We start from the raw sequence: 25,446 nt of genomic DNA on the forward strand, positions 1-25,446 counted from the left end.
GACCAAGGCGATGAAGGTCCGGCGCATCGTGGCCAATATCGAGACACGGGACGCGGCGGCGGCCAGCCGTTTCTACCACGATGTGCTCGGCCTCGATCTGCTCATGGACCAGGGCTGGATCGCAACCTACGGCTCCGGGGAGACGATGCAGGTGCAGGTCAGCTTCATGGCGCAAGGCGGGTCCGGCACGCCGGTGCCGGACCTGTCGATCGAAGTCGACGATGTCGATGCGGCGCTCGAAGCGATGCAGGCCGCCGGTTTCGCCATCGAATATGGGCCTGCCGACGAACCCTGGGGCGTGCGGCGCTTCTATGTGCGCGATCCCCTCGGACGGCTGGTCAACATTCTCTCGCACCGGTGATGGCATCTCCCATGGGGCTATGGCTTGGATTCCGTGACATGTCAGCGGGGCAGCGCGAAGGATCGCCGATGGTGCCCTTGTTCGCATCGCGGCGTTCTCCCTCCCGTTACGGCTTGCGCTGCAACCACTTGGCGTTTAGCAAGGCCGCGGTTCAAATCTTTCTGGGACGGTTTTCTCCATGGCAACGAAGCATCTTTTCCTGCTCCCCGGCGACGGCATCGGCCCCGAGGCCATGGCCGAGGTCAAGAAGCTGATCGCGGCGATGAACGAAAAGCTCGGCAGCGGCTTCGTCACCGAAGAGGGCCTTGTCGGCGGCTGTGCCTACGATGCGCATGGCGCGGCGATCTCCGATGCCGACATGGAAAAGGCGATGGCGGCGGACGCGGTGCTGTTCGGCGCCGTCGGCGGGCCGAAGTGGGATGCGGTGCCTTACGAGGTGCGCCCCGAGGCCGGGCTCTTGCGCCTGCGCAAGGACATGGAGCTGTTCGCCAATCTCAGGCCCGCAATCTGCTATCCGGCGCTGGCGGCATCTTCCTCGTTGAAGCAGGAAGTGGTCGAAGGCCTCGACATCCTCATCGTGCGCGAGCTGACCGGCGGCGTCTATTTCGGCGAGCCCAAGCAGATCATCGATCTCGGCAACGGCCAGAAGCGCGGCATCGACACGCAGGTCTACGACACGTTCGAGATCGAGCGCATTTCGGGCGTCGCCTTCGAGCTGGCGCGGACCCGCAAGAACCACGTCACCTCGATGGAAAAGCGCAACGTCATGAAGTCTGGCGTGCTGTGGAACGAGGTCGTCACCCAAACCCACAAGGCGCGCTATTCCGACGTCAAGCTCGACCACATGCTAGCCGATGCCGGCGGCATGCAGCTGGTGCGCTGGCCAAAGCAGTTCGACGTCATCGTCACCGACAATCTGTTCGGCGACATGCTGTCCGACATCGCCGCCATGCTGACCGGCTCGATCGGCATGCTGCCGTCGGCCTCGCTCGGCGCGCCCGACGTGAAGACCAAGAAGCGCAAGGCGCTGTACGAGCCGGTGCACGGCTCGGCGCCCGATATTGCCGGCAAGGGCATCGCCAACCCGATCGCCATGATCGCCTCCTTCGCCATGTGCCTGCGCTATTCCTTCGGCATGGTCGATGAAGCCGACAAGCTCGAAGCTTCAATCGCCGCCGTGCTCGACCAGGGCCTGCGCACCAAGGATATTTTCTCGCCGGGCATGACCGAGGTCGGTACTGTCGAGATGGGTGACGCGATCATCGCCAAATTCCTGGCGTAACGCTCGTTCGGCCTCAGCGGATCTCGCCGGCAAGCTGACGCAGCAGGCCGACGAGCCTCGCCTCGTCCACCGGTTCGAAGAAGGCCGCGTCGGCGGCCTCGACGGCGACAATGGCGCGCTGCGCCGCCGCCGCCCCGGCTGATGTGACGCGGATCACCTTGGCCCGGGAATCCCGGGGATCAGCCTCGCGTGCGATCAATCCCTTGGCTTCCAGCCGGGCGACGACATCCGAGGTCATCTTCACCTCAGTGCCGGCCTGGGCGGCGAGCTGCACCTGGTTGGGCGGCTCGCCATCGCGGCCGAGCCACATCGCCGATGCGAGCAGCACGAACTGGACATGCGTCAGGTCGAGCGGCGCCAGCGCCGCCGTCATGACGCGCTGCCAGCGCATGGTGGTTCGCCAGAGCAACAAGCCGGGGCTCTCCGAAGGTCCGCTGAAGCGGGTGTTCAAATCCTGATCGTCAGCCATTCTTCGCCAACCCCTCCGCTTGCTCGAACAGCTTGGCCATCGAGACGTCGAAATCGCCGCTGATCTGCGGCCCGAGTTCCGGGCCGACCTCGGCGGCCGAAGGGCCCGAGATATCGAGCCGGTGCGTCACCTGCGTGCCGCCTTCGACCGGCACCAGCGTGTGCCGGAACAGCAGCGTCGTGTCGCCGAACGAGGTTTCGTCGGCATAGGTCACGTTGTCGACGAGATCGACGATGACCGATTCGAACGTGTCCTGACCGACCGGTGTCACCGAGACGCGGGTGCCCTTGGCGAACGGCCCGTGCAGCACGAAGGTGTCGGAGCCCTCATAGGTCAGGCGGCCTTCATGTAATGCCTTGAGCGCGTTCCAGATGGCTTGCGCCGGAAGCGGGGAAGTCGCGGTGTATTCGTTGGTCCACATCGTCTTGCTCCATCCGTTTTGCCTGATCGATCATTCGATCCGTGCACAGATTATCTGTGCGCAGACTAAATGGCAAGAAGAATCTTCCGCCGTGATGACCTCCGGCCCCACGGTGGAATCCTGGGAGTGACCTAATCCTCCGCAATATGCACGCTGGGCTAGATTCTGACCCCCGCCGGCACCGGTCCCCACTGGTTTTCCCGCGCCTGGGTCGGGATCAGCGCGAAGACCAGGATGATCAGGCTGCCGATGCTCGGAATGAGGATCAGCAGATAGAGCCAGCCCGACAGGCCGATGTCGTGCAGCCGGCGTACGGTCATGCCGAGGCCGGGCAGGAACGTCGCCAGCAGGAAGGTGCCGCACAGGCCGACCGTGACCGCCGCCGAGACGTCGGAGTCGAAATTGCCCATTTCGATATCGGTGAAGATGCCGATGCCGAAGATGATCAGCAGGCAGACCACCCAGAACAGGCAGTAGCCCCAATATTCCTTACGGCGGGCGCGGCCGGCGAAGTTGAAGTAGTTCTGAGTCAGTCCACGCCAGAAATAGCCCCAGAGATCACTGGGTTCGGTTGGCTCGGACATCCGGCCGAAATGCTGCGCGTGCGATGCGGCGGCCGCGGGTGCGGGGCCACCTTGGGCCGGTGCGGTGCCTGTGGCGGCGTCGGTGGCAGGGCTTGCGGCCTGGGCGGCGATGGAGAAGACGTCGCGCGCCTGACCGCCGCCGGCCTGGAACTCGACCACCGTGCCCTTGGACATAGCGGATTGCCGGCGCAGGTTCTCGCGGGTGAAGGTGTAGCGGTTGCCGTCGGCTCCGATGATGAAGCCGAAGCCCTGGTCCTCGTCATAGTGGAGCACTTCACCGCGCATCGCCCACCCCTTGTCGCCACGTCCCTGCCAAGATGTGGCACAGGGCCGAGCCGATGGGCAAGCCGCCGATAGCTACCGCCTTCGCGGCAAATGAAGCATAAGACATCGAGTGCAACCGTTTTGGCCAAGGCAGACAATGACAGTCGAACGTTCCGATGCCGGCGCGGTGACTACGGATGGCGAGGTGACCATGCCACCGGGACGGGGCTCTCTGGCCATCGACGCCACCGGACTGATGTTGTGGCCGGCCGGCAAGGGCCTTGCGGGCATTCCGCGCGTGGAGAGCTTTCTCGTCAACGCGGCGCTGGCGGATCCCGATCCTTGCGTGGAGGTGGTGGCGTTCAGGCCGAACGAGGGCAAGTTTCGGCCGCTTGCCCCCTATGAACTGGATCACGTCGCGACGGGCCGGATTTCACCGCACCGCGCCAAACGGTGGCCGGGAAATCGCACGGCCCTGTCGCAGGCTTTGGCTGCGGTGAGGCAACAGCCATGGCACAAGCGCGAGACGGACCGCCATCTTGCCAAGACGGTGACAAGCGGCCGCAAAGGGGCTGCCTACCAGGCGACGCGGCTGCTGATCCGCGCCTATCGCCTGTACCAGCGGGCGCGGATCCGGCTGTGCGTGGAGCCCGATGCTCCGGGCCGGAGCACCGAGGCGGAGCCGGGCCTCGTGCTGATCAGCCATCACGTCCTGACCCAGCAAGACCGCTCCGCGGTTTCAAGCGCCGCCGGCAAGCTTGCCTTGCTTTGCCATGATCTCATCCCGGCGCTGCGCCCGGACCTGGTCGGTTCGGGCATCGGCGAAACCCGTTTCGGCTCTTATCTCGAACAGCTGGTGCGCAGCGGCGCGCCGGCGTTCTGCGCTTCCGACGAGGTTGGCGCGACTCTGACCGATCACATGCGCAAGGCCGGCGTCTCCGCGCCTGTGGTGTACCGCTTTCCGATGCCTTCGATCCTGCACCAAACCGCTTCGCGCATGGGCGCGACCTCGCGCATCGAGACCGGCGAACCGTTCGTCATCTATTGTTCGACCATCGAAGTGCGCAAGAACCACATATTGCTGGCCCGGATCTGGCAGCAGGCGCTGGAAGAAGGCGTAAAACTGCCGCGGCTTGTCTGCGCCGGGCGCTGGGGCTGGATGATCGAGCCGCTGCGCGCCTATCTCGCGGTGCATCCCGAGCTGCTCCAGTCGGTCACGTTCACCGGGCTGGTCAGCGACGAGGAGCTCATCGGCTATTATCGCAGGGCCGCTTTCGGCGTCTTTCCCTCGCATATAGAGGGCTGGGGCTACGGCGCTTCGGAATGTCTCGATTTCGGCGTTCCGGTCATCGTCTCGACCGCGCCGTCACTGATCGAGGCGACCGGCGGAATGATGCCGGCGATCGACCCCGACGACCAGGCCGGCTGGTACGCTGCGATCCGCAAAATGGCGGAAGACCATGCCTGGCGATCCGCGCTGGCGGGGCGCATCGCCCAAAACCACCGGCCGACGCCGGCATCGGCAAGCTGGGCCGCCATCAAGGCCGGCCTGAAGGAGAGCGCGGCCCGCCAACATTCCGAGACGGCCTGACGCAAAATCCGCGGCTTTCGCGTCGGTCTTACGACGGACGCTTCTTCGTCTTCTTGTGCTTCGGCGCGCCGGTATTTTCGAATTTCGGCTTGTTGGGTTTTTTCGCCCACGGCTTTGCCTCATGCGCGGCGGCCGGGCGCTGGTCGACCGAGGCCGGAGCACGCTTGTCGAATTTGCGCTTCGGCGCGTTCGGATCGAACGGCGCCTTGCCGCGATGCGGCTTCTTGTCCGGGCTCGGCGGCTGATAGCCGGCCCGCGACAGGTCCGGCGTGCCGTCCAGCCGCTTCACCAGGATGGTGCCCTGCAATTTGCGGTCGGGGCCGATTGCCGCCACGAACCGGTCCGCCCAGTCGGCGGCGATCTGCACGAACGTCTCTTCCGGCTGCATCTTGATGGCGCCGATCTCGCGCTTCGAGATGCTGCCGGCACGGCACAGCATCGGGATCAGCCAGCGCGGCTCGGCATTCTGCCGGCGCCCCACCGAGAGCGAGAACCAGACGCTGGCGCCGAAATCGTCCCGGCGGCTGGGCGCCTCGTCGCGGTGCGCGAACTTCTCGCCCGCCAGTCTTTCGCGCGAAGGTGTGAACGGCGCGACGTCCATGAGGTCCTCGGGCGCCGAGCGGCTGGAGCGGCACTGGCGCACGAAGGCGGCCGCGACCTGTTCGGCGCCGTGCCTGGCGAGCAGCGCGTCGATGAATGCACGCTCGTCATCCTTCACCGGTTCGTCGAAAGCCGGATCGGCAAGGATGCGCTCGTCGTCGCGCCGCATCACGTCGTCGGCCGAGGGCGGGCTCGCCCATGTCGCCGTCAGCTTGGCGCTTTGCAGCAGCCGCTCGGTGCGCCTGCGGGCGCTGCCCGGCACAATCAGTGCGCTGACGCCCTTGCGCCCGGCACGCCCGGTGCGGCCGCTGCGGTGCAGGAGCGTTTCCGGATTGGTCGGCAGGTCGGCGTGAATCACCAGCTCGAGGTTGGGCAGGTCGATGCCGCGCGCCGCGACATCAGTGGCGATGCAGACTTTGGCGCGGCCGTCGCGCATCGCCTGCAGCGCGTGGCTGCGTTCGTTCTGGCTGAGCTCGCCCGAAAGTGCCACGACCGAAAAATTGCGGTTGTTGAAGCGTGCGGTGAGATGGTTGACGGCGGCGCGGGTGTTGCAGAACACCAGCGCGTTCTTGGCCTCGTAGAAGCGCAGAACGTTGATGATGGCGTTCTCGCGATCGGCCTGGGCGACATTCAGCGCCCGGTACTCGATGTCGAGATGCTGCTTTTCCTCGCCGGCGGCCGAGATGCGTACGGCATCGCGCTGATAGCCCTGGGCGAGCGTGGCGATGGAGCGCGGCACGGTGGCCGAGAACATCAGCGTGCGACGGTCGGCCGGCGCGGCGTCGAGGATGAATTCGAGGTCTTCGCGAAAGCCAAGATCGAGCATCTCGTCGGCCTCGTCGAGAACCACGGCCTTGAGCGTCGACATGTCGAGCGAATTGCGGGTGATGTGGTCGCGCAGCCTGCCGGGCGTACCGACGACGATATGGGCGCCGCGCTCCAGCGCGCGCCGTTCGGTGCGCATGTCCATGCCGCCGACGCAGGACGCCACCGTGGCGCCGGTCGGCTCGTAGAGCCATTCGAGCTCGCGCGTCACCTGCAGCGCCAGCTCGCGCGTCGGCGCCACCGCCAATGCCAGCGGCGCCGCGGCCGGGCCGAAACGTTCCGCGCCGTCGAGCAGCGTCGGCGCCATGGCAAGGCCGAAGGCCACGGTCTTGCCCGAGCCGGTCTGGGCCGACACCAGCGCGTCGGCCTGGCCGAGTTCCAGTACCGCCTTCTGCACCGGCGTCAGGTCGGAATAGCCGCGTTTTTCCAGCGCTTGGGCCAGCGCGGGAACAATACCATCGAAGTTGGACATCTCGTTCTTTCGGAATTCAGGGTTCTGCGCTCATCATGGAGCACATGCCGGGGCTGGCGCCGCGCCAGCCGAACAATCTTGGCCGTTCGTACTTCCTGCCGCCCTTCTTGTACAGGGTGCTGCGTAGCACGGCGATTGGCGAAACCGCTGGCGGGAGCGCCCCTCTCCCCGTCACTATACGGGGAGAGGGTGCCGGCAGGCAGGTGAGGGGCGGCGCGAATGCTGATAGGTAAGGCGAGGAGGCTCACTCCGGACGAGCTATCTGCCAACGTCAGCGCCGCCCCTCATCCGCCCTTCGGGCACCTTCACCCCGTATAGTGACGGGGAGAAGGAAGGGCGCGCCAATTGACTCTTTATCGAAACCGCGTAAAAGCCCGCTTCGAACGGGATCGTTTTTCGATGCGCGGCCTTTTGATGGCTCATCTTGCATTCGATGCCCCCAGCCTCAATGCGAACCATTGGGCCGGGCGTGTCGGCGCGTCCGCTCGTTCCAGCAAAACCATGGCCAAAAAAACCATCACCAAAACGGTGTGATTCCCTTGGCCTAACCACCCTCTCCCGGGTCCGGCCCGGGGGACGGAACCCGCACTTGGCCGGCGGGTTTTCTCCAAAAACCAAGCGGAGAGGGACAGGAGATTTCTATGAGTTTCAAGGTTGCAGTCGTCGGCGCCACGGGCAATGTGGGCCGGGAAATGCTCAACATACTGGAAGAGCGCGGCTTTCCGGTCAGCGAAGTCGTGGCGCTGGCCTCGCGGCGAAGCATGGGCACGGAAGTGTCGTTCGGTGACCGCACGCTGAAGGTCAGGCCGCTCGACCAGTATGATTTTTCCGACACCGACATCTGTATCATGTCGGCCGGCGGCAACGTCTCCAAGGAATGGTCGCCGAAGATCGGCAAGCAGGGCTGCGTCGTCATCGATAATTCGTCGGCCTTCCGCTACGACCAGGACGTGCCGCTGATCGTGCCTGAAGTGAATCCGGACGCGATCTCGCTGTTCACGCGCAAGAACATCATCGCCAACCCGAACTGCTCGACGGCGCAGCTCGTCGTGGCGCTGAAGCCGCTGCATGACGCCGCCACCATCAAGCGCGTCGTCGTCGCCACCTACCAGTCGGTGTCGGGCGCCGGCAAGGAAGGCATGGACGAACTGTTCACGCAGACACGCGCGGTGTTCGTCGCCGACCAGGTCGACGTCAAGAAGTTCACCAAGCGCATCGCCTTCAATGTCATTCCGCATATCGACGTCTTCCTCGACGACGGTTCCACCAAGGAAGAATGGAAGATGGTCGCCGAGACCAAGAAGATGCTCGACCCCAAGATCAAGCTGACGGCGACCTGCGTGCGCGTGCCGGTGTTCATCGGCCACTCGGAAGCGGTCAACATCGAGTTCGAAAAGCCGATCACCGCCGACGAGGCGCGCGACATCCTGCGCGAGGCGCCGGGCTGCCAGGTCTTGGACAAGCGCGAGGACGGCGGCTACATCACGCCGCTGGAATCGGCCGGCGAGGACGCCACCTTCATCTCGCGCATCCGCGAGGATTCGACCATCGACAACGGCCTGTCGATGTGGATCGTCTCCGACAATCTGCGCAAGGGCGCGGCCCTGAACGCGGTGCAGATCGCCGAGCTGCTGGTCGAGCGCGGCCTCATCCAGCCGAAGAAGAAGGCGGCATAATTTTTCGCTCACTGGCCGCACCGCCGCTGCCGCGGCTGGCCCTCCGCGGGGGCGCCGGACAACCGGCGGCCCGCGGTCGCGGGCTCAGCGTTCGGCCGTTAGCTCCCTTCTCCCCGTCACTATACGGGGAGAAGGTGCCGGCAGGCGGATGAAGGGCGGCGCCGGCCGCGAAATCCGCTTTCGTCGCGGGGCTTGGTATGATTGATAGCGCCAAAATTGCTCTGCGCCCGGCCGTCGCTTCCGATGCAGCCGCCATCGCCAGAATATTGCGGGCGGCGCTCAACTCCTTCGATTGGATGCCGGTCATTCACACGCCGGTCGAGGACCTCGCCTTCATCCGCGATATCGTGTTGCCCAACCAGCAGGTCACGGTCGCCGAGGACGGCGCCGACATTGTCGGCTTCATCGCCGTCATCGGCGATTGGGTGGAACAGCTCTATCTCGACCCGGCATCGACCGGGCAAGGCATCGGCAGCCGGCTGCTGATGGACGCGACCGCCGCGCTGCCTCAAGTCAAACTCCGTTGCTTCCAGGCCAATACCGGCGCCCGGCGGTTCTATGAGCGCCATGGGTTCCAGGCGGAGGCGTTCGGCGACGGCACGACCAACGAGGAAGGGCTGCCGGACATTCTTTATGTCCGCAGGCGCTGATTTCAGGTCGCGCTGTCCTCCGCCAGCCTTAGCAACAATGCCATCGCCTCTTCCGCCCGCTCGGCCGGCACGAACAGATGGTCGTGATAAAAAGCCGAGACCGGATTGACGCCCAATGCCGGCGGCGGCGAGGCGCGCGGTGATGGCGGCAAGGAAGCCGACCGCTTCCAGCGAAGAGTGGATGTTCAGTGTGATCATCCGGCAGCGGAACGAGGCCGCCAGCCCCATGGTCTGCGCGGCTTCCTCGGTCACGATCAGGGTCGTGCCTTCGCGCTCGCGAAACACCATCACCGGCTCCAGGCCTTCGGGCCGCGGAATGCCGGGCTTCAGCGTGGCAAAGACATAGGTGCCATCAAGCAATTCCGGCGTCATCGACGCCAACAGAGTCCTCAGATCGGTCTCGCCGGTCATTTTTCTCGCCTGTATCGGGACGGCCGCGGGCTTCTCAATATCCGCAACCAGCACACACCGGTAGTCCGCACACCGTGTGGACGACATGGCGATGTCGTTGGCGGCTGCGCTTGCGCATCTGGCGCATCGCACAATAGAGGATCTGAGGGCCGACGCCGGCCCGTGAAAGGCTCCGAATGATCGTTCGCCCGCGCCCCACCTTCCTGCAGTTGTTCTTCATCATGCGCGGCTCGGTGGTGCCACGCATCCTGCCGCAGATTTTCGGCTTCGCGATCTATTCGGCGGTCATCCTTGTCCTGGCGCGCTGGTTCCAGCTCGATCTCGGCGTCTTCAACATCACACCCTTCGGCCTGGTCGGCGTGACTTTGTCGATCTATCTGTCGTTTCGCAACAACGCCGCCTATGACCGCTGGTGGGAGGCGCGCAAGCTGTGGGGCGCGCTGGTCTTCGAAATCCGCAATCTGGCCCGCGCCACGACCAGCCTCATCCCCGATCGGACCGAGCAACGCGCCCTGCTGATGGAGGCGTTGGCCTTCTGTCATTTCCTGCGCGGCCAGTTGCGCAGGATCGACAGCGTCAAGGACGTCCGTGCCTTCATCGAGGCAGAAGCCGAGACGGCGGCGCGTTTCGCCAATCCGGCGGACGAGATGGTCAGGCGCATGGGCCGCCGTGCCAACGCGCAGCGCCAAATTGGCGAGTTCGACACGATTGGTTTCCGCATCCTGGATGAGAGGCTGGCATCAATCACCGCCATCCAGGCCGGCTGCGAGCGGATCGCCGGCACGCCCTTGCCCTTCGCCTACACGCTGCTGGTGCACCGCACGGCCTACATCGTGTGCCTGCTGTTGCCGATCGGCCTGATCTCGACCACCGGCTGGGCGACGCCATTGTTCACCGCGCTGATCGCCTACACCTTCTTCGGCCTCGACGCGCTTTCGGAAGAACTCGAGGATCCGTTCGGCACCGAAGCCAACGACCTCGCGCTCGACGGCCTGTGCCGGGTCTGTGAAATCTCTGTGTTCGAGGCCCTGGGCGAAACGCCGCCAAAGATGCTGCCGGCCGAAAAGTTCTATTTTTCGTAAGGCCGCAGCGTCAAAGAATCCGGACACTTGTCGGACCGACGCCTCACGGCACGTCCTTGGTTCGACCCCGCTGAAAAGGGGCTAACCAACCGGAGGGAAACCAATGAGCATTTCCGAAATCGCGCCCGTCTCGTCCGGCGCCTTGTGGACCGGCCGCGTGCTCAGCGGCCTCATCGTCCTGTTCATGATCTTCGACGGCGCCATCAAGCTGCCGCCGCTCGATATCGTCACCCAGACGATGGTGCCGCTCGGCTGGCCGGCCGGCGCCAACGTCGCGCGCATGCTGGGTGCTATCGGCCTGGTCTCGACCGCGCTCTACGCACTGCCGCGCACCTCCGTGCTCGGCGCCATCCTGCTCACCGCCTATATGGGCGGCGCCATCGCCACCAATGCGCGTATCGGCAATCCGCTGTTTTCGCACACGCTGTTCGGCGTTTATCTCGGCATCGTCCTGTGGGGCGGCCTCTATCTGCGCGACCCCAGGGTGCGCGCTCTGATCCCGCTCAGCCGATAGCAGTTCCGCGCCAACCGCTGCTGGCTGCCGTGGCGATCTTGATTCTCTCGGGATCAAATTAGCCGTCTGAGAGTTAAGCCCTTGGCGGCGAGACGGCGACCCGCATGTGAGAGGAACGACAAATGAAGAAAATCCTGACCATTCTGGTGCTGACGACGGCGCTCGGCGCCTGTTCGCAAACGGAGAAAGGCGCGGCCGTCGGCGGCCTTGGCGGTGCAGCGGTCGGCGCAGCGGTGGCTGGTGACCCGGTGCAGGGCGCAGTCGTCGGCGGCGCTGTCGGCGCGGTGGCCGGGGCGCTGATCGGCCATGCCAGCGAAAGCGGCCAATGCCGGTACCGCGACCGCTACGGTCGCACCTATGTCGATCGCTGCCCAAGCGGCTATTGATCGGCGACCAAGATTGAACACAGCAAAACGGCGGGCACAGGCCCGCCGTTCTGTTTCCGCAAGGAATAGGAAGCGATTACTCCGCCGTGGCGGCTTCCGCTTCGGCCGGTGCGGCAGTGGCCGCGGCGACGGCGGCAGCGGCGTCTTCCTGGGCCTTCTTCAGCAGGGCGGCGCGTTCCTGCGCCTTCTTGCCGGGCTCGGCCTTCTTCGGGTTGGAGCGGGCTTGGCGCTTGGCAAGGCCGGCTTCATCGAGGAAGCGCAGCACGCGGTCGGTAGGCTGGGCGCCGTGCGACAGCCAATGCTTGACGCGGTCGGCGTCGACCTTGATGCGCTCGCCGTCCTTCGGCAGCAGCGGGTTCCACGAACCGAGCGACTCGATGAAACGGCCGTCGCGGGGCGAACGGGCGTCGGCGACGACGACGTGGTAATAAGGACGCTTCTTCGAGCCCGCACGGGCCAGTCTGATCTTCAGTGCCATTTCTTTTCTCCTAAAAGCATTGATTTCGTTGATTAATCGAGGCTGGTCATCAGCCGGTTTTCGTCACGCCGTCGGCAGCGCGTTTTTTGACCCGCCGCTGCTCGAAGCGGCGATCTGTTCGTGGTGGCGGATCACTTCGCGGACGACGAAGTTGAGGAACTTCTCCGCGAAATCGGGGTCGAGATGCGCGTCATGCGCCAGCTGGCGGAGACGCGCGATCTGCTGCTGCTCGCGCGCCGGGTCGGCCGGCGGCAGGCCATGCTCGGCCTTGAGCACGCCGACCGCCTTGGTGCAGCGGAAGCGCTCGGCCAGCATATGGATGAGGGCTGCATCAATGTTGTCGATCGAGGCGCGGTAGCCGGCCAGGATGATGCGGGCGTCGGCCATGTCCTTTTCTTCGTTCATAGCGTCCTCACTTCTTCTTGCCGAGACCGGGCAGGCCGCCACCGCCGCCAAGGCCGGGAAGCCCCGGAAGTTTCATGCCGCCGGGCAAGCCCGGCAGGCCAGCGCCGCCCGGGGCGGGCAAGCCCTTTGCGCCGCCGAGACCGGCGGCCTGCGCCTGCTTCTGCAAGGCTTCGAGCTGCTTGGGGTCCATCTTCGACAGATCGGGCATGCCGCCGCCCATCATGCCGCCCATGCCACCAGGCATCATGCCGCCGAGGCCCATCTTGGAGGCAAGACCGCCCATCATGCCGCGCATCAAGCCGCCGCCTTTGCCCTTGCCGCCCATCGCCTTCATCATGTCGGCCATGCCGCGATGCATCTTGAGCAGCTTGTTGATCTCGGCGGCATCGGTGCCGGAGCCGGCGGCGATGCGCTTCTTGCGCGAGTGTTTCAGCATGTCGGGATTGGCGCGCTCGGCCTTGGTCATCGAGGAGATGATGGCGAGCTGGCGGCCGAACATCTTGTCGTCGAGACCGGCGGCGGCCATCTGGTCCTTCATCTTGCCCATGCCGGGCATCATGCCCATGATGCCGCCCATGCCGCCCATTTTCGACATCTGCTGAAGCTGCTGGGCAAGGTCGTTCAGGTCGAACTTGCCCGACTGCATCTTCTTGGCCATCGCCGCCGCCTGCTCGGCGTCGATGTTTTCCGCCGCCTTCTCGACGAGCGAGACGATGTCGCCCATGCCCAGGATGCGGTCGGCGATGCGCTTGGGGTGGAATTCCTCCAGCCCGTCCATCTTCTCGCCGGTGCCGATCAGCTTGATCGGCTTGCCGGTGACGGCGCGCATCGAAAGCGCGGCGCCGCCACGGCCGTCGCCGTCCATACGGGTCAGCACCAGGCCGGTGATGCCGACGCGCTCGTCGAAGCTTTTCGCCAGGTTGACGGCGTCCTGGCCGGTCAGGGAGTCGGCGACCAGCAGGATTTCGTGCGGGCTCGACACCTTCTTGATGTCGGCCATCTCGACCATCAGCGGCTCGTCGATATGGGTGCGGCCGGCGGTGTCGAGGATGACGACGTCATGGCCGCCGAGCTTGGCCGCCTGAACGGCGCGCTTGGCGATATCGACCGGGTTCTGGCCTGATATCACAGGCAGCGTCGCGACCTTGACCTGCTCGCCGAGCTGGCGCAGCTGCTCCTGCGCGGCGGGACGCCGCGTGTCGAGCGAGGCCATCAGGACCTTCTTGTTCTGCCGCTCGGTCAGGCGCTTGGCGATCTTGGCCGAAGTCGTCGTCTTGCCGGAGCCCTGCAGGCCGACCATCATGACGACGACCGGGGCCGGCGCGTTGAGGTCGATGGCGACGCCCTCGGCGCCGAGCATGTCGACCAGCTCGTCATGGACGATCTTGACGACCATCTGTCCCGGCTTGATCGACTTGAGCACCGCCGCGCCGACGGCCTTCTCGCGCACCTTGTCGGTGAAGGAGCGCACCACTTCCAGCGCCACGTCGGCCTCGAGCAGCGCACGGCGCACCTCGCGCAACGCCGCCGAGACATCAGCCTCCGACAGCGCGCCGCGGCCAGTCAGGCCGTTCAGGATGGAGCCAAGGCGCTCCTGCAGCGATTCAAACATCTTGCTTCCTTCGATCCCGGTTCATTCGATCCGAGAGGTAATGCGTTCGCGCCCAGTCTCCAAGCAAAAGCCAGTCCAAGCAAAAGCCCAAAACCAAAAAGCACCCGGGGGCGCACAGCGCTGCCGGGTGTTGGCCTCCAGGATCTGTTTACAGCACTTGGCCTCAAAGAGGCTTCGGCGTCCTGGTCGGCTTGCTCGGAGGGATACTCGTCGCGGAATTCGGGGGCTGTAGACAGGAAATCGGCGCGAGAGTCAAGGCAAGGCCCGCGTCACGCCGTTCCCGGGCCGCGATCAGGCCGCACCCGCGCCGTCCGTAACCTCGGCCGTAACCCTCAGCGGCGAGCGCGGATGCAGCAGCAAGACAATCGTCAGCAGGCTGCAGGCGATGCCGATGAGGGCAATGAGAATGGCATCCGACATCATCCAGCCCGGCCCTTCGAGCGGCTTGGCGGTGAACAAGGCGAAGGAATTGTAGCTCTCCTGATGCGAGATCAGCAGGAAGCCGGTCAGGTTGTTGCCGAGATGAACGCCAAGTGCCGCGCCGAGATTGCCGGTGGCATAGACCACGAGCGTCAGAAGCAGCGCGAAAGCGGCGATCGAGACCAGGACGCAGGCGTTGATGGCGGCCGAGGTGCCTCCGCTCCAGTGCAGCGAGGTGAACAGCAGGCCGGGCAGCAGCCCCCAGATGAAAGGGTTGCGGAACCGGTTGGCCAGGCCGCGCAGCAGGTAGCCACGAAACAGCACCTCTTCCGACGAGGTCTGCAGCAAGACGAGCGCGACGATCGGGATCGCGAACAACAGCCAGGACGACAGGCTGATCGTGCCGCGAGCGATCCCCGGCTCCAGCAGATAGAGCAGGATTTCGGACAAAGCCGAGGTGATCAGCACCGCGATCAGCCCCTTGAGGAAGTCCGGTCGCGATACGCGGCGGCCAGTGCCGAGGAGGGCCGACAGCGGCTCGCCATGCACCCAGCGCATGGCGATCCACAGGCCGATCCAGATCCCGCCGAAAGAGGTGAGCGCGCTGAGGATGCCGATCGGCGAGGCAAGGAAGCCCTCCATGCCGTATGGCGAAGCCGCCGCCTGCCAGGCGAAGTAAACATGGCTGCCGCCGAACAGCACCGCCGCGGTGGTGGCGCCCCAGAACAGGACGACGATCAGCGTTCCCAGCAACAGGCGCGGCAAGGTCGTCCTAGCGTTCGGGCTGTTGCGATAGCGCTCGAAGGCAGTGTCGTCGATTGTCACGCTTGTCCTCGATCCCAATCCATAGCTGCTTGATCTAGCCGATGGCCTCGGGAATCGGAATCGATATCAGCAGGGACAGGCGCAAACCGGCCGCGGCACCCGGCGCTGGCCGGCTTGCCCCGATCGCCAACCCAGGTGTCGCCAGCGGCCGCGACGGCGACCGCCGGCGTCTATCAACGCACCACGTACATGATGCGCCGTGTCTGCGGATCGATCAGCGCGCGCTGGCCGTTCACATAGACATAACGGTAGTTGTAGTCAGGAATTTCGCGCAGCTCGACCGTGTCTGGCAGGGTCGCGCCGGTGACCACCTCGCCGTCGAGATAGACGGGGTCCAGCCGGTGGGTGTCGACATAGGTCCGCACCGCGGCCGGCGGCGCGGGGAACTCGCCTACGACAGGATCACTGGAAATGATCGCGCCGGTATAGTCGGTGGAGTAGTTGCCGATGTCCTCCGGCGGCGAGACGACGGCGACAGCGGAGCGGCGCTGCGTTAGTACCACACGGCTGCCGCCGAAATCGGCGGTGACGTAGTCGGAATAAACCCAGCCCTGGCCGCCGGCTTCGGCGATGGTGCACCATTTGCTGTTTTCGATGCAGCCGTTGAGCGTCGCCGACTGGCCCGCGGCGAGCACGCCGATCACCGGATATTGCGGACCCGGACCGGCGCGCACATTGAGATCGGTGACCGCCGAGACAGCGGTATCGGCCAATGCGGCGCCAGACATTGCGGTCAGCATCCCGGCTATTGCGGGAAACAATAAGGATTTCATGGGTACTCTCCGTTTTCGTGACCCCTCGGCTGTGAAAACGGGGCAGCGGCGCATGCGTTCCGGCTAAAGTGCGCGAGCCAACTCACGATTTGTTCCCGCGCCTTTCGGCAAATCGGTCACAAGGTCGTGAACAAAGGCCAGTTTTTGCGCCGTCACGTCCGAAATGACGAAGGGGTAGAGATCGGGCAGGCCCATGCAGCGGTTGATCGAATTGGAGGCTTCCGACAGCACCAGCCAGCGGACAAGGATCCTGTCGAAAGGCTCGGGCGTGTTTGCAGGCTCCGAAGGCGCTGGCTGCAGTTCACCGCCGGTGTCGCCCCGTGACAGTTCGTTCGCCTCCACCGTTTCCAGCCGGCCGAGCGGGAAGTTCAGGGCATGGACCATCTCCAGCGTGTCGGTGATATGCAGGTGGTGGGCCCAGGTCTCGGCCCAGTCCTCCCATGGGTGCGAGGTGGCGTAGGCCGAGATGTGGTTTTGCTGCCAGTCGGGCGCGGCGCCGTTGGCGTAGTAAGCCTTCAGCGCCTGTTCGTAGTCGGCGCGTTCGTCGCCGAACAAAGCGCGAAAGGCCTCCAGCCCTTGCGGATCGTCGCGGATCAGGCGGTCCCAGTAATAATGGCCGAGCTCGTGGCGGAAATGGCCGAGCAGGGTGCGGTAGTTCTCGCCCATCTCGATGCGACGTTTTTCACGCTCGGCTGAATCGGCCTCCGCGACGTTCAGCGTGATCAGGCCGTTGTCGTGGCCGGTGAGAATCCGTTCGCCGCCCGGGCCGCCACCGATCGGATCGGCGAGGAAGTCGAAGGCCAGCCCGATTTCGTCCGTCGGGCTCTGCTTGGGCGCGACCGGCAGGCCGAAGGCGAGCAGCGAATAGATGGCGCGCTTCTTCGCCGCCTCGACACGGATCCAGCGGCGGCGGTTGCCGTCGACGGAGAGGTCGGGGATCAGCTGGTTCAGCACGCAGGCACGGCAGAAGACCTGCCCCGGCTCGGCCATCCAGTTGCAGGCGCATTCGTCGGCGTTGGTGCACTGGATGGCGCCATCGACGCCGGACAAGACAAAGTGCGCGCCCTCGGGATCGTAGAGCACGAGACTGCGGCAGTTCAGGCATTGGGCGTTCTCGAAATAGAGACGGTGCCCGCAATGCGGGCAGTCGAAAAGTTTCATGTCGGTCTCAATTCATCAGGAAGGCATAGGATGCATGGCGGCCCGTGCCCAAACGCGAACCACCGGCCGGCGTTCCGCACTCCATCGAGACTATTTCGCTTCGCCGGTCCGGCCGCCCCGCCGATGCTGTCCACGGCCGGCATCAACGTCTCTCATGCCTGGCCTCGCCATAATAATCACTTGATCGTAGGCAAATTCCCCGGCATTCGCCAGCATCGCGCCACAGACGGTGACAAATGCGCGTTTCGCTGGCAAATTCGCAATCGGGACGTGAATCAGGCAATCAGGAGAACAACATGGCATTTCTTGCCAAGGGTAGGATTTTAGCGGCCGCAATGGTGGCGGTGCTGGGGCTGGCAACGGGCGCGCAGGCGGCGGCCAGTTGCGGCAAGACCGGCGCCGGCTTCGACGCCTGGAAGCAGGATTTCGCCGCCGAGGCCAAGTCCGAGGGTGTCGGGTCGAGGGGCCTGGCCGCTCTGGCGGGCGCGACCTACGCAACGAGGACGATCTCCGCGGACCGCGCCATCCACAAGGCTTTCAGCGGCTCGGTGGACGATTTCATGAAACGCCGTGGCGGGTCGGCGATCATTTCCAAGGGCCGTTCGCTGAAGAAGTCGAACGCGGCGCTGTTCAACCAGATCGAAGCCAATTACGGCGTGTCGCCGGGCGTGTTGCTCGCCATCTGGGGCATGGAAACCGGCTTCGGTGCCTCGATGGGCAACCAGAACACGGTCTCAGCGATTTTGACGCTTGCCTATGATTGCCGCCGTCCGGACTATTTCCACCCGCATGCCATCGCGGCCCTGAAGCTGGTTGACCGCGGCGCGTTGACCTCGTCGTCGGTCGGCGCCATGCATGGCGAGGTCGGCCACACGCAGTTCCTGCCCGGAAATGTCTTGAAATATGCGGTCGGCAACGGAAACCTGCGCGACAAGGCCACCGCGCTGGCTTCCACCGCCAACTACCTCAAGGGTCATGGCTGGCGGGCCGGCGCGAGCGCGAGCGCCAATATGGGCGCGATTGCCGGCTGGAATTCGGCAAACGTCTATCAGCAAGCCATCGCCCGCATCGCCGACGCGATCGATGCCAACTGATCGAACATACGGTATTGAACGAAGAACCCGGCCTCCGCGCCGGGTTTTTCATTTCACGTCGAGCGCATAGGAGCAGCCGGCCAGCGCCTTGCCGGGATGGGACTCGACCGTCGAGACGTTGAGCGTGACGCGCGTGACAAGGCTCACGCCGCCGGCTTCCTCTGTGTTTTCGGCCACGACCTTCTCGCCGAGGAATTTGCCAGGCGTCGAGACCGTCGCCGGGACGTCGAGCTGGCGGGCGAGGTCGGGCGCGGCGATGCCGTCAAGCACCGCCATCGGGCCCGTCGCGGTAAAGACGATCGCTCCGGTCTCGCGCCCGAAGACGTGGACCGGGGCGGGCAAGCTGTATTGGCGCAGGAACGGATTGCCTGACGGAACTTCTTTCCAGCCGAGCGTGTCCGCCACGCTGGGCTCGCCTGCCAGCCAAAGGGCAAAGCCGTTGTAGCTGGGCACGTCGACCCGGCACTCGATCAGCGCGGCAAGGTCGAGCGGGCCAGGGTCGAAATCCCCAGCCATGGCTGGGGCCGCCAGAAGGACCAGCGGCACCAGGCATCGGCCGGGACAGCGCATTCCGTCTAGCTGTTGCGGTTGCGCGCGGCCAAAGTCCGCAGCCTCAGCGCGTTGAGGCGGATGAAGCCGGCGGCGTCCTTCTGGTCGTAGGCGCCACGGTCGTCCTCGAAGGTGACCAGCGCGTCGGAATAGAGCGTCTTCTTCGACTTGCGGCCGGTGACCATGACGTTGCCCTTGTACAGCTTCAGCCGCACCGTGCCTTCGACGTCTTCCTGGCTCTTGTCGATCATCGCCTGCAGCATCAGGCGCTCGGGCGAGAACCAGAAGCCGTTGTAGATGAGTTCCGCGTAGCGCGGCATGAACTCGTCCTTGAGGTGCGCGGCGCCGCGGTCGAGGGTGATCGATTCGATGGCTCGGTGGGCCACGATCAGGATGGCGCCGCCGGGCGTTTCATACACGCCCCGCGATTTCATGCCGACGAAACGGTTCTCGACCAGGTCGAGTCGGCCGATGCCATTGTCGCGGCCGAGATCGTTGAGGGCGGCCAGCATGGTGGCCGGCGACAGCTTCTTGCCGTTGAGCGCGACCGGATCGCCCTTGAGGAACTCGATTTCGATCTCGGTGACGGCGTCCGGGGCGTCCATCGGCGACACGGTGCGCTGGTGGACGAATTCCGGCGGCTCGCTCCATGGATCTTCCAGCACCTTGCCCTCGGAAGAGGAGTGCAGAAGATTGGCGTCGACCGAGAACGGCGCGTCGCCGCGCTTGTCCTTGGCCACGGGAATCTGATGCTGTTCGGCGAAGTTGATCAGGTCGGTGCGCGACTTGAACGACCAGTCGCGCCATGGCGCGATCACCTTGATGTCGGGGTTGAGCGCATAGGCCGAAAGCTCGAAGCGGACCTGGTCGTTGCCCTTGCCGGTGGCGCCATGCGCGATCGCATCGGCGCCGGTCTCCCTGGCGATGTCGACCAGGTGCTTGGAGATCAGCGGCCGCGCGATCGAGGTTCCCAAGAGATAGGTGCCTTCGTAGACGGTGTTGGCGCGGAACATCGGGAAGACGAAGTCGGCGACGAATTCCTCGCGCACGTCGACGATGCGGATGTCCTTGATGCCCATCATCTCGGCCTTCTTGCGCGCCGGCTCCAATTCGCCGCCCTGGCCGAGATCGGCGGTGAAGGTGACGACTTCGGCGCCGAGTTCGGTCTGCAGCCATTTCAGGATGATGGATGTGTCGAGGCCGCCCGAATAGGCGAGCACGACCTTCTTGACGTCTTTGGTCTTGGACATTTCTGCTCCGTCGAAAAGCGGACGCTTGAGGCAATGGCGTCACGGATTGTCGGAGCGCCTTTTAGCAGGAACCGCAAAGCGAGCAAGCGCAGGCGGCGCCAGCCTTCTGATCCAGCCAATGGCGGGGCAGCCGAACGGGTTGGGGAAACAACCTGCTACAATCAGTGGCTGCATTTATATGCCGTATTTAATCAAGTTTTCACCCCCAGCCGCTAAACAACCAAGACAGAGCCGCCTGGCCGCATGTTGGCGCCGAAGCGGCTTTTGCCCGTTCGTCGCGGGTATCCTCGGGCTTGGGTCATCCTCGATGCGCGTTATATCCTGCATCGTCACGGAGCATAATCTGTGGCTTGTCCTGCTGGCCGCGCTGATGTGCGTCACCGGCTGCTGGGTGACGATCGGTCTCCTGGATCGCGCCAGGAAGACCGTCGGCATGCAGATGCGGGGCTGGCTGTTCCTGACCGCGGTCGCGGCCGGCTCTTCGATCTGGTGTACGCATTTCATCGCCATGCTGGCCTATCAGCCCGGCGCGCCGATCACCTTCGATCCGGCGCTCACCATGATATCCCTGGTCATCGCCATGGTTGGAACCGGGGCGGGTTTCGGTCTTGCCCTCGACAAAAGCCGCGGCCTGGCGCCGGAATGGGGCGGATGCCTTGTTGGGCTGGCAATCTGTGCCATGCACTATACCGGCATGATCGCCTATCACGTGGCCGGCATCGTCGAATGGGACGCCCGCTATGTGGTCGCTTCGCTGCTGATCGCGATGGCGTTCTCCGCCGTGGCGATCGGCCAGGCCCAGCGCCGGCCATATCGCTGGTCGCACTATCTCGGCATCGGATTGCTGGTGCTGGCGATCGTCGGCCTGCATTTCACGGCCATGGCCGCGGTGGCGGTGACGCCGCTCTCCTTCATCACCACGGGCACCAATCCCGATATCCTCGAAGCGATGGCCGTCGCCGTCGCCGTGGTCGGCCTGATCGTCGCGGCCACAGGCTTTGCCAGCTACCTGATCGACGAACGCGGCCGGCTCGAGAGCTTCGAGCGACTGCAGCACCTTGCCCTCAACGATGCGCTGACAGGTCTCGCCAACCGGGTCTCCTTCAACGACCGCCTCGACCATGAGATCGAGCGGGCACGCGAGGGAGGCGCGATGACGGCCGTCATCGTCATCGATCTCGACCGCTTCAAGGAGATCAACGATCTCAGGGGCCATGCGGCCGGCGACCAGGCACTCAAGATCATCGCCCGCAGGCTGGCGAAACTGACCGGCGACGGCGAGTTCGTCGCCAGGCTCGGCGGCGACGAATTCGCCGCCATCAAGCAATTCAAGGACCAGAACGAGCTGCTCGGCCTGGTTTCACGCCTGGAGAAGTCCCTGTTCGAGCCGCTGCTGCTCGACGATTTCGAGACCGTTACCGGCGCCAGCATCGGCGTCGCCGTCTATCCGCGTGACGGGGCCGACCGGGAGAGGCTGGTCAGCAATGCGGATCTGGCCATGTACCGCGCCAAGAACGACGTGGCGCGGGCCGTCTGTTTCTACGAATCGGCCATGGACGAGACGGCGCGGGCACGGCGCGCCCTGGCCACCGACCTTCGCCAGGCCATCGAACGTGGCGAGCTCACGCTCCACTACCAAGTGCAGACTTCGGTTTCGACCGGCGCCACCTGCGGCTACGAGGCGCTGCTGCGCTGGACCCATCCGGTGCATGGCATGATCCCGCCCGCCGAATTCATTCCGATCGCCGAGGAGAACGGCTCGATCCTGGCGATCGGCGAATGGGTGCTGCGCACCGCGTGCCGCCAGGCAGCGTCCTGGGACAAGGGTCACAAGATCGCGGTCAACCTGTCGCCGGTGCAGCTCGCCCATGCCGATCTCGCCAAGCTCGTCCACCAGATCCTGGTCGAAACCGGCCTGTCGCCGAGGCGCCTCGAACTGGAGCTGACCGAATCGACGATCGTCGCCGACAAGGTCCGCACGCTGCACGTGCTGCGCCAGATCAAGGCGCTGGGCGTGACGATCGCGATCGACGATTTCGGCACCGGCTATTCGTCGCTCGACACGCTGCGCTCGTTTCCGTTCGACAAGATCAAGCTCGACCGTTCCTTCATGGCCGATGTCGAGCGCAGCCCGCAGGCCAAGGCGATCATCCGCGCGGTGCTGACACTGGGGCGCAGCCTTGACATTCCGGTGCTTGCCGAAGGTGTCGAGACGCATGTCCAGCTCACCATCCTGCAAGTGGAAGGCTGCAACGAGGCGCAAGGCTACTTCCTCGGCCGCCTCAAGCCGATCGACCAGATTTTGCTGACCGGAGCGGCCGCCCATTCGCTGGCCGAGATCGATCTGTCGGCGGCTTAGAAAACCCCGCCGCGGGAGGATACTCCCGCCTGCGCATCTGGCGTCGGCGCGGCGTATCTTGTATAGGCTCGGGACCTTCCCGAGGCCTTGCATGTCCTTCATTCCCGATACGACCACGCTGATCCAGTTCGCGATCGCCACCGTGATCCTGGCGATCACGCCGGGCCCCGACATGACGCTGTTCGTCTCGCGCACGCTGAGCCAGGGCCGCGCCACCGGCTTTGCCTCGATGGCCGGCGCGTTGTGCGGCACGCTGATCCACACCACGCTGGTGGTGGTCGGCGTCTCGGCGCTGATCGTCGCCTCGCCGATGGCTTTCTTCGTGCTGAAGATCTTTGGCGCCGGCTATCTCGTCTTCCTGGCCTGGCAGGCGATCGCCAAGGGCTCGGCCTTCTCGCCGGAGAAGAAGACAGGCCCGCGGATTTCGCTGCTGCGCAGTTGGGCGGCGGGGATCGGCGTCAACCTGCTCAACCCGAAGGTCATTCTGTTCTTCATGACCTTCCTGCCGCAATTCGTCTCCGCGCACGATCCGAACGCGCCCGGGAAGCTGTTCTTCCTCGGCGCCATGTTCATCGTCCTGTCGATCCCGGTGACGGTGCCGATGGTGCTGGCGGCGGAAAAATTCTCGGCGGCGATGAAGGCCAGCCCGCGCATGACGCGGGTCGTCGACTATCTCTTCGCCGGCGTGTTCTCGGCCTTCGCGCTCAAGATCCTGACTGCCCAGGCGAAGTAGGGGCTTTCTCGACCCACCAGCTTCCCGCCCAGCGCCCGGCGCTGAGCCAGTAGAAGATGCCGCCGACCATGCCGCCGCCAATGACGGCCATGATGGCGCTGGTCTCGGTGACCGCGAAAGCGGATTCGCGGACATTGTCGACGAGGCCGAGGAAAACCCCCGCCACCAGCGCGCCCGCCAGCGCGTAGAACAGCCAGTCGCGCCGGCCCAGGATTTCGGCAATCAGGATGACGACGGCGGCCGGCATGAAGCCAAAATAAGCAACGAACAGGGCGACGAAAGGAATGGAAAAATAGAGCGATGCCGTCGCCGCCGGATGGGCTTGCGCCGGCGCGTAGCCGAGCGAGGCCAGGAACAGGACGTTGAGGAAGGCGCTCGCCGCCAGCGCGGCGACGGCGTAGCCGAACAGGATGACGGCGAAGCGCACGATATAGGCGACGAGACGGGTCATGGGGGGTCGCGTCCCGTGAGATGCCCGGACTTGTGTCCAGCCAGAAGCCAGTAGACCCAGCCGGCGGCAACACCGGCCGCGGCCAGAAAACCGAGGAAGCCCGGGTTGAAAACGAAGCCTCCTGCCGAGCCAGGGACAAAAACACCGAAGGCGATCGACGTGACCGCACCCGTGACGGCGAAGTAGAACCATCCTCGCAGCGCCAGCCGTTCGGCGAGGAAGATCGCGGGACCGACGATCAGCAGCGCGCAGATCGCCACGGTCAGCACGGCGAGCGGGAAGGAGGCCAGCCAGTCGAATGTGAAAATGATCGACCAGTTGCCGTCCTCGATCCCGGCCAGAAGAACGATCAGCAGCACGGGCACCAGGATAGAGGTCAGCACGGCGGCGACGTAGCCGACTGCTATTATGGCGAGGCGCGTGAGGCCGGCGACGAGACGGCTCACACCTCGCCGTGCCCCGCGATCATCATGGCCTCCAGCGCCAGCCGGTCGACCTTGCGCATGCGCTCCGATTCCGACTTCAGCTGGCCGCAGGCGGCCAGGATGTCGCGGCCGCGCGGCGTGCGGATCGGCGAGGCATAGCCGGCATTGTTGATGTAGTCGGCGAATTTCTCGATCGTCTCCCAGTCCGAGCACTGGTAATTGGTGCCCGGCCACGGGTTGAAGGGGATCAGGTTGATCTTGGCCGGAATGCCCTTGAGCAGCTTGATCAGGCCCTTGGCGTCCTCGATGGAATCGTTGACGTCCTTCAGCATCACATATTCGAAAGTGATGCGCCTGGCGTTCGACAGGCCGGGATAGGCACGACAGGCGGCGATCAGCTCCTTCAGCGGATACTTCTTGTTGATCGGCACCAGCAAGTCGCGCAGATCGTCATTGGTGGCATGCAGCGAGATTGCCAGCATGACGCCGATCTCCTCGCCGGTGCGCAAAATTTCCGGCACGACGCCGGAGGTCGACAGCGTGATGCGGCGCTTCGACAGGGACAGGCCGTCGCCGTCGGAGGCGATCAGCAGCGCCTTCTTCACCGCCTCGAAATTGTAGAGCGGCTCGCCCATGCCCATCATGACGATGTTGGAGACTTTGCGGCCTTCGGCCGGCACGATGGCGCCGTCGGGCGTGTCGCGGTCGGGGAAGTCGCCGAGCCGGTCGCGCGCGGTAAGCAACTGCGCCAGGATTTCTTCCGTGGTCAGGTTGCGCACCAGCTTCTGCGTGCCGGTGTGGCAGAACGAGCAGGTCAAGGTACAGCCGACCTGCGAGGAGATGCAGAGCGTGCCTCGGCCTTCCTCGGGGATATAGACGGTTTCGATCTCGACCGGCCGGCCGGCGCCGCGCGGCGGGAAGCGGAACAGCCACTTTCTGGTGCCGTCGGCGGAAATCTGCTCCTCGACGATTTCTGGCCGGGCAACGGTGAAATGCCTGTCGAGCTCGGCGCGCAGGTCCTTGGAGATGTTGAACATGCCGGCAAAGTCTGAAACGCCGCGCACATACATCCAGTGCCAGAGCTGCTGGGCGCGCATTTTTGCCTGACGCTCCGGCACGATGCCTGAAGCGACGAGAGCCTCGCCGAGTTCGGCTCGTGTCAGGCCAATCAGCGAGGGCTTTTCTGTCTGCACGGGGCGAGCGCGCAAGGCGTCGCGGGCGCCTTCGGCGGTAAGGTCGAGTGAAAGGGTCATGGTTCCACTGATATAAGCGGTTTACGGCCGATTTCATCCATCGGGCCGATGTCAAGCGCGGCGCATAGCA

General features: G+C 64.8%; 27 protein-coding genes and 1 pseudogene. 12 read left to right on the forward strand and 16 right to left on the reverse strand.

Annotation, left to right across the window (positions count from 1 at the left end; translation table 11 throughout):
* Nucleotides 1-10 precede the first annotated feature (10 nt).
* Together EN850_RS26900 and leuB are read left to right on the forward strand one after the other, a co-directional pair.
* Nucleotides 11-361 carry a VOC family protein gene (locus EN850_RS26900; protein ID WP_127276575.1) on the forward strand — a complete coding sequence of 117 codons (351 nt, stop codon included), beginning with the start codon at nucleotides 11-13 and terminating at the stop codon, nucleotides 359-361.
* 178 nt (nucleotides 362-539) lie between these two features.
* A complete protein-coding gene (gene leuB, locus EN850_RS26905) occupies nucleotides 540-1,643 on the forward strand; it encodes a 3-isopropylmalate dehydrogenase (RefSeq protein ID WP_136092644.1) in 1,104 nt (367 codons plus the stop codon).
* A gap of 13 nt (nucleotides 1,644-1,656) precedes the next feature.
* Here the strand turns inward: leuB and EN850_RS26910 are convergent, their stop codons facing one another.
* From EN850_RS26910 to EN850_RS26920, 3 genes are all read right to left on the reverse strand, one after another.
* Entirely contained in the window at nucleotides 1,657-2,112 is a 456-nt protein-coding gene (locus tag EN850_RS26910) for a MarR family winged helix-turn-helix transcriptional regulator (protein WP_136092645.1), read from the reverse strand.
* Entirely contained in the window at nucleotides 2,105-2,533 is a 429-nt protein-coding gene (locus tag EN850_RS26915) for a polyketide cyclase (protein WP_136092646.1), read from the reverse strand. The genes EN850_RS26910 and EN850_RS26915 overlap by 8 nt, the downstream gene beginning before the upstream one ends.
* A gap of 158 nt (nucleotides 2,534-2,691) precedes the next feature.
* On the reverse strand, nucleotides 2,692-3,402 hold the full coding sequence (locus EN850_RS26920; protein WP_136092647.1) for a DUF805 domain-containing protein: 711 nt from the start codon (nucleotides 3,400-3,402) through the stop codon (nucleotides 2,692-2,694).
* Between the two features lie 136 nt (nucleotides 3,403-3,538).
* Between EN850_RS26920 and EN850_RS26925 the strand changes: the two genes are divergently transcribed.
* On the forward strand, nucleotides 3,539-4,972 hold the full coding sequence (locus tag EN850_RS26925; protein ID WP_136092648.1) for a glycosyltransferase: 1,434 nt from the start codon (nucleotides 3,539-3,541) through the stop codon (nucleotides 4,970-4,972).
* 28 nt (nucleotides 4,973-5,000) lie between these two features.
* Here the strand turns inward: EN850_RS26925 and EN850_RS26930 are convergent, their stop codons facing one another.
* The gene (locus tag EN850_RS26930) at nucleotides 5,001-6,869 is read right to left on the reverse strand and encodes a DEAD/DEAH box helicase (RefSeq protein ID WP_127872776.1); all 1,869 of its coding nucleotides are present in this window, start codon (nucleotides 6,867-6,869) and stop codon (nucleotides 5,001-5,003) included.
* A 345-nt stretch (nucleotides 6,870-7,214) separates the two neighbouring features.
* Here EN850_RS26930 and EN850_RS26940 point away from each other — a divergent pair, with 345 nt between their 5' ends.
* The 3 genes from EN850_RS26940 to EN850_RS26950 all read left to right on the forward strand — a co-directional run bounded on the left by EN850_RS26940 (nucleotide 7,215) and on the right by EN850_RS26950 (nucleotide 9,195).
* Nucleotides 7,215-7,403 carry a hypothetical protein gene (locus EN850_RS26940; RefSeq protein WP_136092649.1) on the forward strand — a complete coding sequence of 63 codons (189 nt, stop codon included), beginning with the start codon at nucleotides 7,215-7,217 and terminating at the stop codon, nucleotides 7,401-7,403.
* Between the two features lie 107 nt (nucleotides 7,404-7,510).
* Nucleotides 7,511-8,545 (forward strand): aspartate-semialdehyde dehydrogenase, encoded by a 1,035-nt coding sequence (locus tag EN850_RS26945; RefSeq protein WP_127279020.1) that lies wholly within the window; start codon nucleotides 7,511-7,513, stop codon nucleotides 8,543-8,545.
* Nucleotides 8,546-8,841: 296 nt separating this feature from the next.
* Nucleotides 8,842-9,195, forward strand: a complete 354-nt coding sequence (locus EN850_RS26950; RefSeq protein ID WP_246689291.1) for a GNAT family N-acetyltransferase — start codon at nucleotides 8,842-8,844, stop codon at nucleotides 9,193-9,195.
* 2 nt (nucleotides 9,196-9,197) lie between these two features.
* On the opposite strand, the pseudogene EN850_RS26955 reads toward EN850_RS26950, so the two are convergent.
* Nucleotides 9,198-9,606, reverse strand: a pseudogene (locus tag EN850_RS26955) (ACT domain-containing protein).
* A 176-nt stretch (nucleotides 9,607-9,782) separates the two neighbouring features.
* On the opposite strand from EN850_RS26955, the gene EN850_RS26960 reads away from it, so the two are divergent.
* The 3 genes from EN850_RS26960 (at nucleotide 9,783) to EN850_RS26970 (ending at nucleotide 11,588) form a co-directional block, all read left to right on the forward strand.
* On the forward strand, nucleotides 9,783-10,688 hold the full coding sequence (locus EN850_RS26960; protein WP_135930010.1) for a bestrophin family ion channel: 906 nt from the start codon (nucleotides 9,783-9,785) through the stop codon (nucleotides 10,686-10,688).
* Between the two features lie 103 nt (nucleotides 10,689-10,791).
* On the forward strand, nucleotides 10,792-11,202 hold the full coding sequence (locus tag EN850_RS26965; RefSeq protein WP_136092651.1) for a DoxX family protein: 411 nt from the start codon (nucleotides 10,792-10,794) through the stop codon (nucleotides 11,200-11,202).
* Between the two features lie 122 nt (nucleotides 11,203-11,324).
* A complete protein-coding gene (locus EN850_RS26970; RefSeq protein WP_127279015.1) occupies nucleotides 11,325-11,588 on the forward strand; it encodes a YMGG-like glycine zipper-containing protein in 264 nt (87 codons plus the stop codon).
* 76 nt (nucleotides 11,589-11,664) lie between these two features.
* Here EN850_RS26970 and rpsP read toward each other — a convergent pair whose 3' ends face one another.
* The 6 genes from rpsP to EN850_RS27000 all read right to left on the reverse strand — a co-directional run bounded on the left by rpsP (nucleotide 11,665) and on the right by EN850_RS27000 (nucleotide 17,262).
* On the reverse strand, nucleotides 11,665-12,066 hold the full coding sequence (rpsP, locus tag EN850_RS26975) for a 30S ribosomal protein S16 (RefSeq protein WP_136092652.1): 402 nt from the start codon (nucleotides 12,064-12,066) through the stop codon (nucleotides 11,665-11,667).
* Nucleotides 12,067-12,129: 63 nt separating this feature from the next.
* Nucleotides 12,130-12,471: a chorismate mutase gene (locus EN850_RS26980; protein WP_135883770.1), complete on the reverse strand. Its 342-nt coding sequence runs from the start codon at nucleotides 12,469-12,471 to the stop codon at nucleotides 12,130-12,132.
* Between the two features lie 7 nt (nucleotides 12,472-12,478).
* Nucleotides 12,479-14,083, reverse strand: coding sequence for a signal recognition particle protein (ffh, locus tag EN850_RS26985; RefSeq protein WP_136092653.1), 1,605 nt, complete (start codon nucleotides 14,081-14,083; stop codon nucleotides 12,479-12,481).
* A gap of 291 nt (nucleotides 14,084-14,374) precedes the next feature.
* Nucleotides 14,375-15,328: a type II CAAX endopeptidase family protein gene (locus EN850_RS26990; protein ID WP_136092654.1), complete on the reverse strand. Its 954-nt coding sequence runs from the start codon at nucleotides 15,326-15,328 to the stop codon at nucleotides 14,375-14,377.
* 173 nt (nucleotides 15,329-15,501) lie between these two features.
* On the reverse strand, nucleotides 15,502-16,101 hold the full coding sequence (locus EN850_RS26995; RefSeq protein ID WP_127280417.1) for a DUF1236 domain-containing protein: 600 nt from the start codon (nucleotides 16,099-16,101) through the stop codon (nucleotides 15,502-15,504).
* 63 nt (nucleotides 16,102-16,164) lie between these two features.
* Nucleotides 16,165-17,262 carry a putative zinc-binding metallopeptidase gene (locus EN850_RS27000; RefSeq protein WP_135863469.1) on the reverse strand — a complete coding sequence of 366 codons (1,098 nt, stop codon included), beginning with the start codon at nucleotides 17,260-17,262 and terminating at the stop codon, nucleotides 16,165-16,167.
* A gap of 296 nt (nucleotides 17,263-17,558) precedes the next feature.
* Here EN850_RS27000 and EN850_RS27005 point away from each other — a divergent pair, with 296 nt between their 5' ends.
* On the forward strand, nucleotides 17,559-18,356 hold the full coding sequence (locus EN850_RS27005; protein WP_127872785.1) for a lytic transglycosylase domain-containing protein: 798 nt from the start codon (nucleotides 17,559-17,561) through the stop codon (nucleotides 18,354-18,356).
* A gap of 48 nt (nucleotides 18,357-18,404) precedes the next feature.
* Here the strand turns inward: EN850_RS27005 and EN850_RS27010 are convergent, their stop codons facing one another.
* Together EN850_RS27010 and EN850_RS27015 are read right to left on the reverse strand one after the other, a co-directional pair.
* Nucleotides 18,405-18,926: a hypothetical protein gene (locus EN850_RS27010; RefSeq protein ID WP_136092655.1), complete on the reverse strand. Its 522-nt coding sequence runs from the start codon at nucleotides 18,924-18,926 to the stop codon at nucleotides 18,405-18,407.
* A 5-nt stretch (nucleotides 18,927-18,931) separates the two neighbouring features.
* Complete coding sequence (locus EN850_RS27015; RefSeq protein WP_127872787.1) at nucleotides 18,932-20,155, reverse strand: argininosuccinate synthase; 1,224 nt, start codon at nucleotides 20,153-20,155, stop codon at nucleotides 18,932-18,934.
* A 307-nt stretch (nucleotides 20,156-20,462) separates the two neighbouring features.
* On the opposite strand from EN850_RS27015, the gene EN850_RS27020 reads away from it, so the two are divergent.
* The gene (locus EN850_RS27020; protein WP_246689283.1) at nucleotides 20,463-22,514 is read left to right on the forward strand and encodes a bifunctional diguanylate cyclase/phosphodiesterase; all 2,052 of its coding nucleotides are present in this window, start codon (nucleotides 20,463-20,465) and stop codon (nucleotides 22,512-22,514) included.
* A 91-nt stretch (nucleotides 22,515-22,605) separates the two neighbouring features.
* Nucleotides 22,606-23,247 (forward strand): LysE family translocator, encoded by a 642-nt coding sequence (locus EN850_RS27025; RefSeq protein ID WP_136092657.1) that lies wholly within the window; start codon nucleotides 22,606-22,608, stop codon nucleotides 23,245-23,247.
* On the opposite strand, the gene EN850_RS27030 is transcribed toward EN850_RS27025, so the two are convergent.
* Genes EN850_RS27030 through rlmN form a run of 3 tightly spaced genes read right to left on the reverse strand, consistent with a single transcriptional unit; the run spans nucleotide 23,219 to nucleotide 25,376 of the window.
* A complete protein-coding gene (locus EN850_RS27030) occupies nucleotides 23,219-23,698 on the reverse strand; it encodes a hypothetical protein (protein WP_135863467.1) in 480 nt (159 codons plus the stop codon). The two genes, EN850_RS27025 and EN850_RS27030, sit on opposite strands and share 29 nt — an antisense overlap.
* A complete protein-coding gene (locus EN850_RS27035) occupies nucleotides 23,695-24,144 on the reverse strand; it encodes a hypothetical protein (RefSeq protein ID WP_135863465.1) in 450 nt (149 codons plus the stop codon). Before EN850_RS27035 ends, EN850_RS27030 begins: the two co-directional genes overlap by 4 nt.
* Nucleotides 24,141-25,376, reverse strand: a complete 1,236-nt coding sequence (gene rlmN, locus EN850_RS27040) for a 23S rRNA (adenine(2503)-C(2))-methyltransferase RlmN (protein WP_136092658.1) — start codon at nucleotides 25,374-25,376, stop codon at nucleotides 24,141-24,143. The genes EN850_RS27035 and rlmN overlap by 4 nt, the downstream gene beginning before the upstream one ends.
* Between the last annotated feature and the right edge of the window lie 70 nt (nucleotides 25,377-25,446).

Origin of the sequence: Mesorhizobium sp. M8A.F.Ca.ET.207.01.1.1, assembly GCF_004794715.1 — a bacterium.
GTDB lineage: Bacteria > Pseudomonadota > Alphaproteobacteria > Rhizobiales > Rhizobiaceae > Mesorhizobium.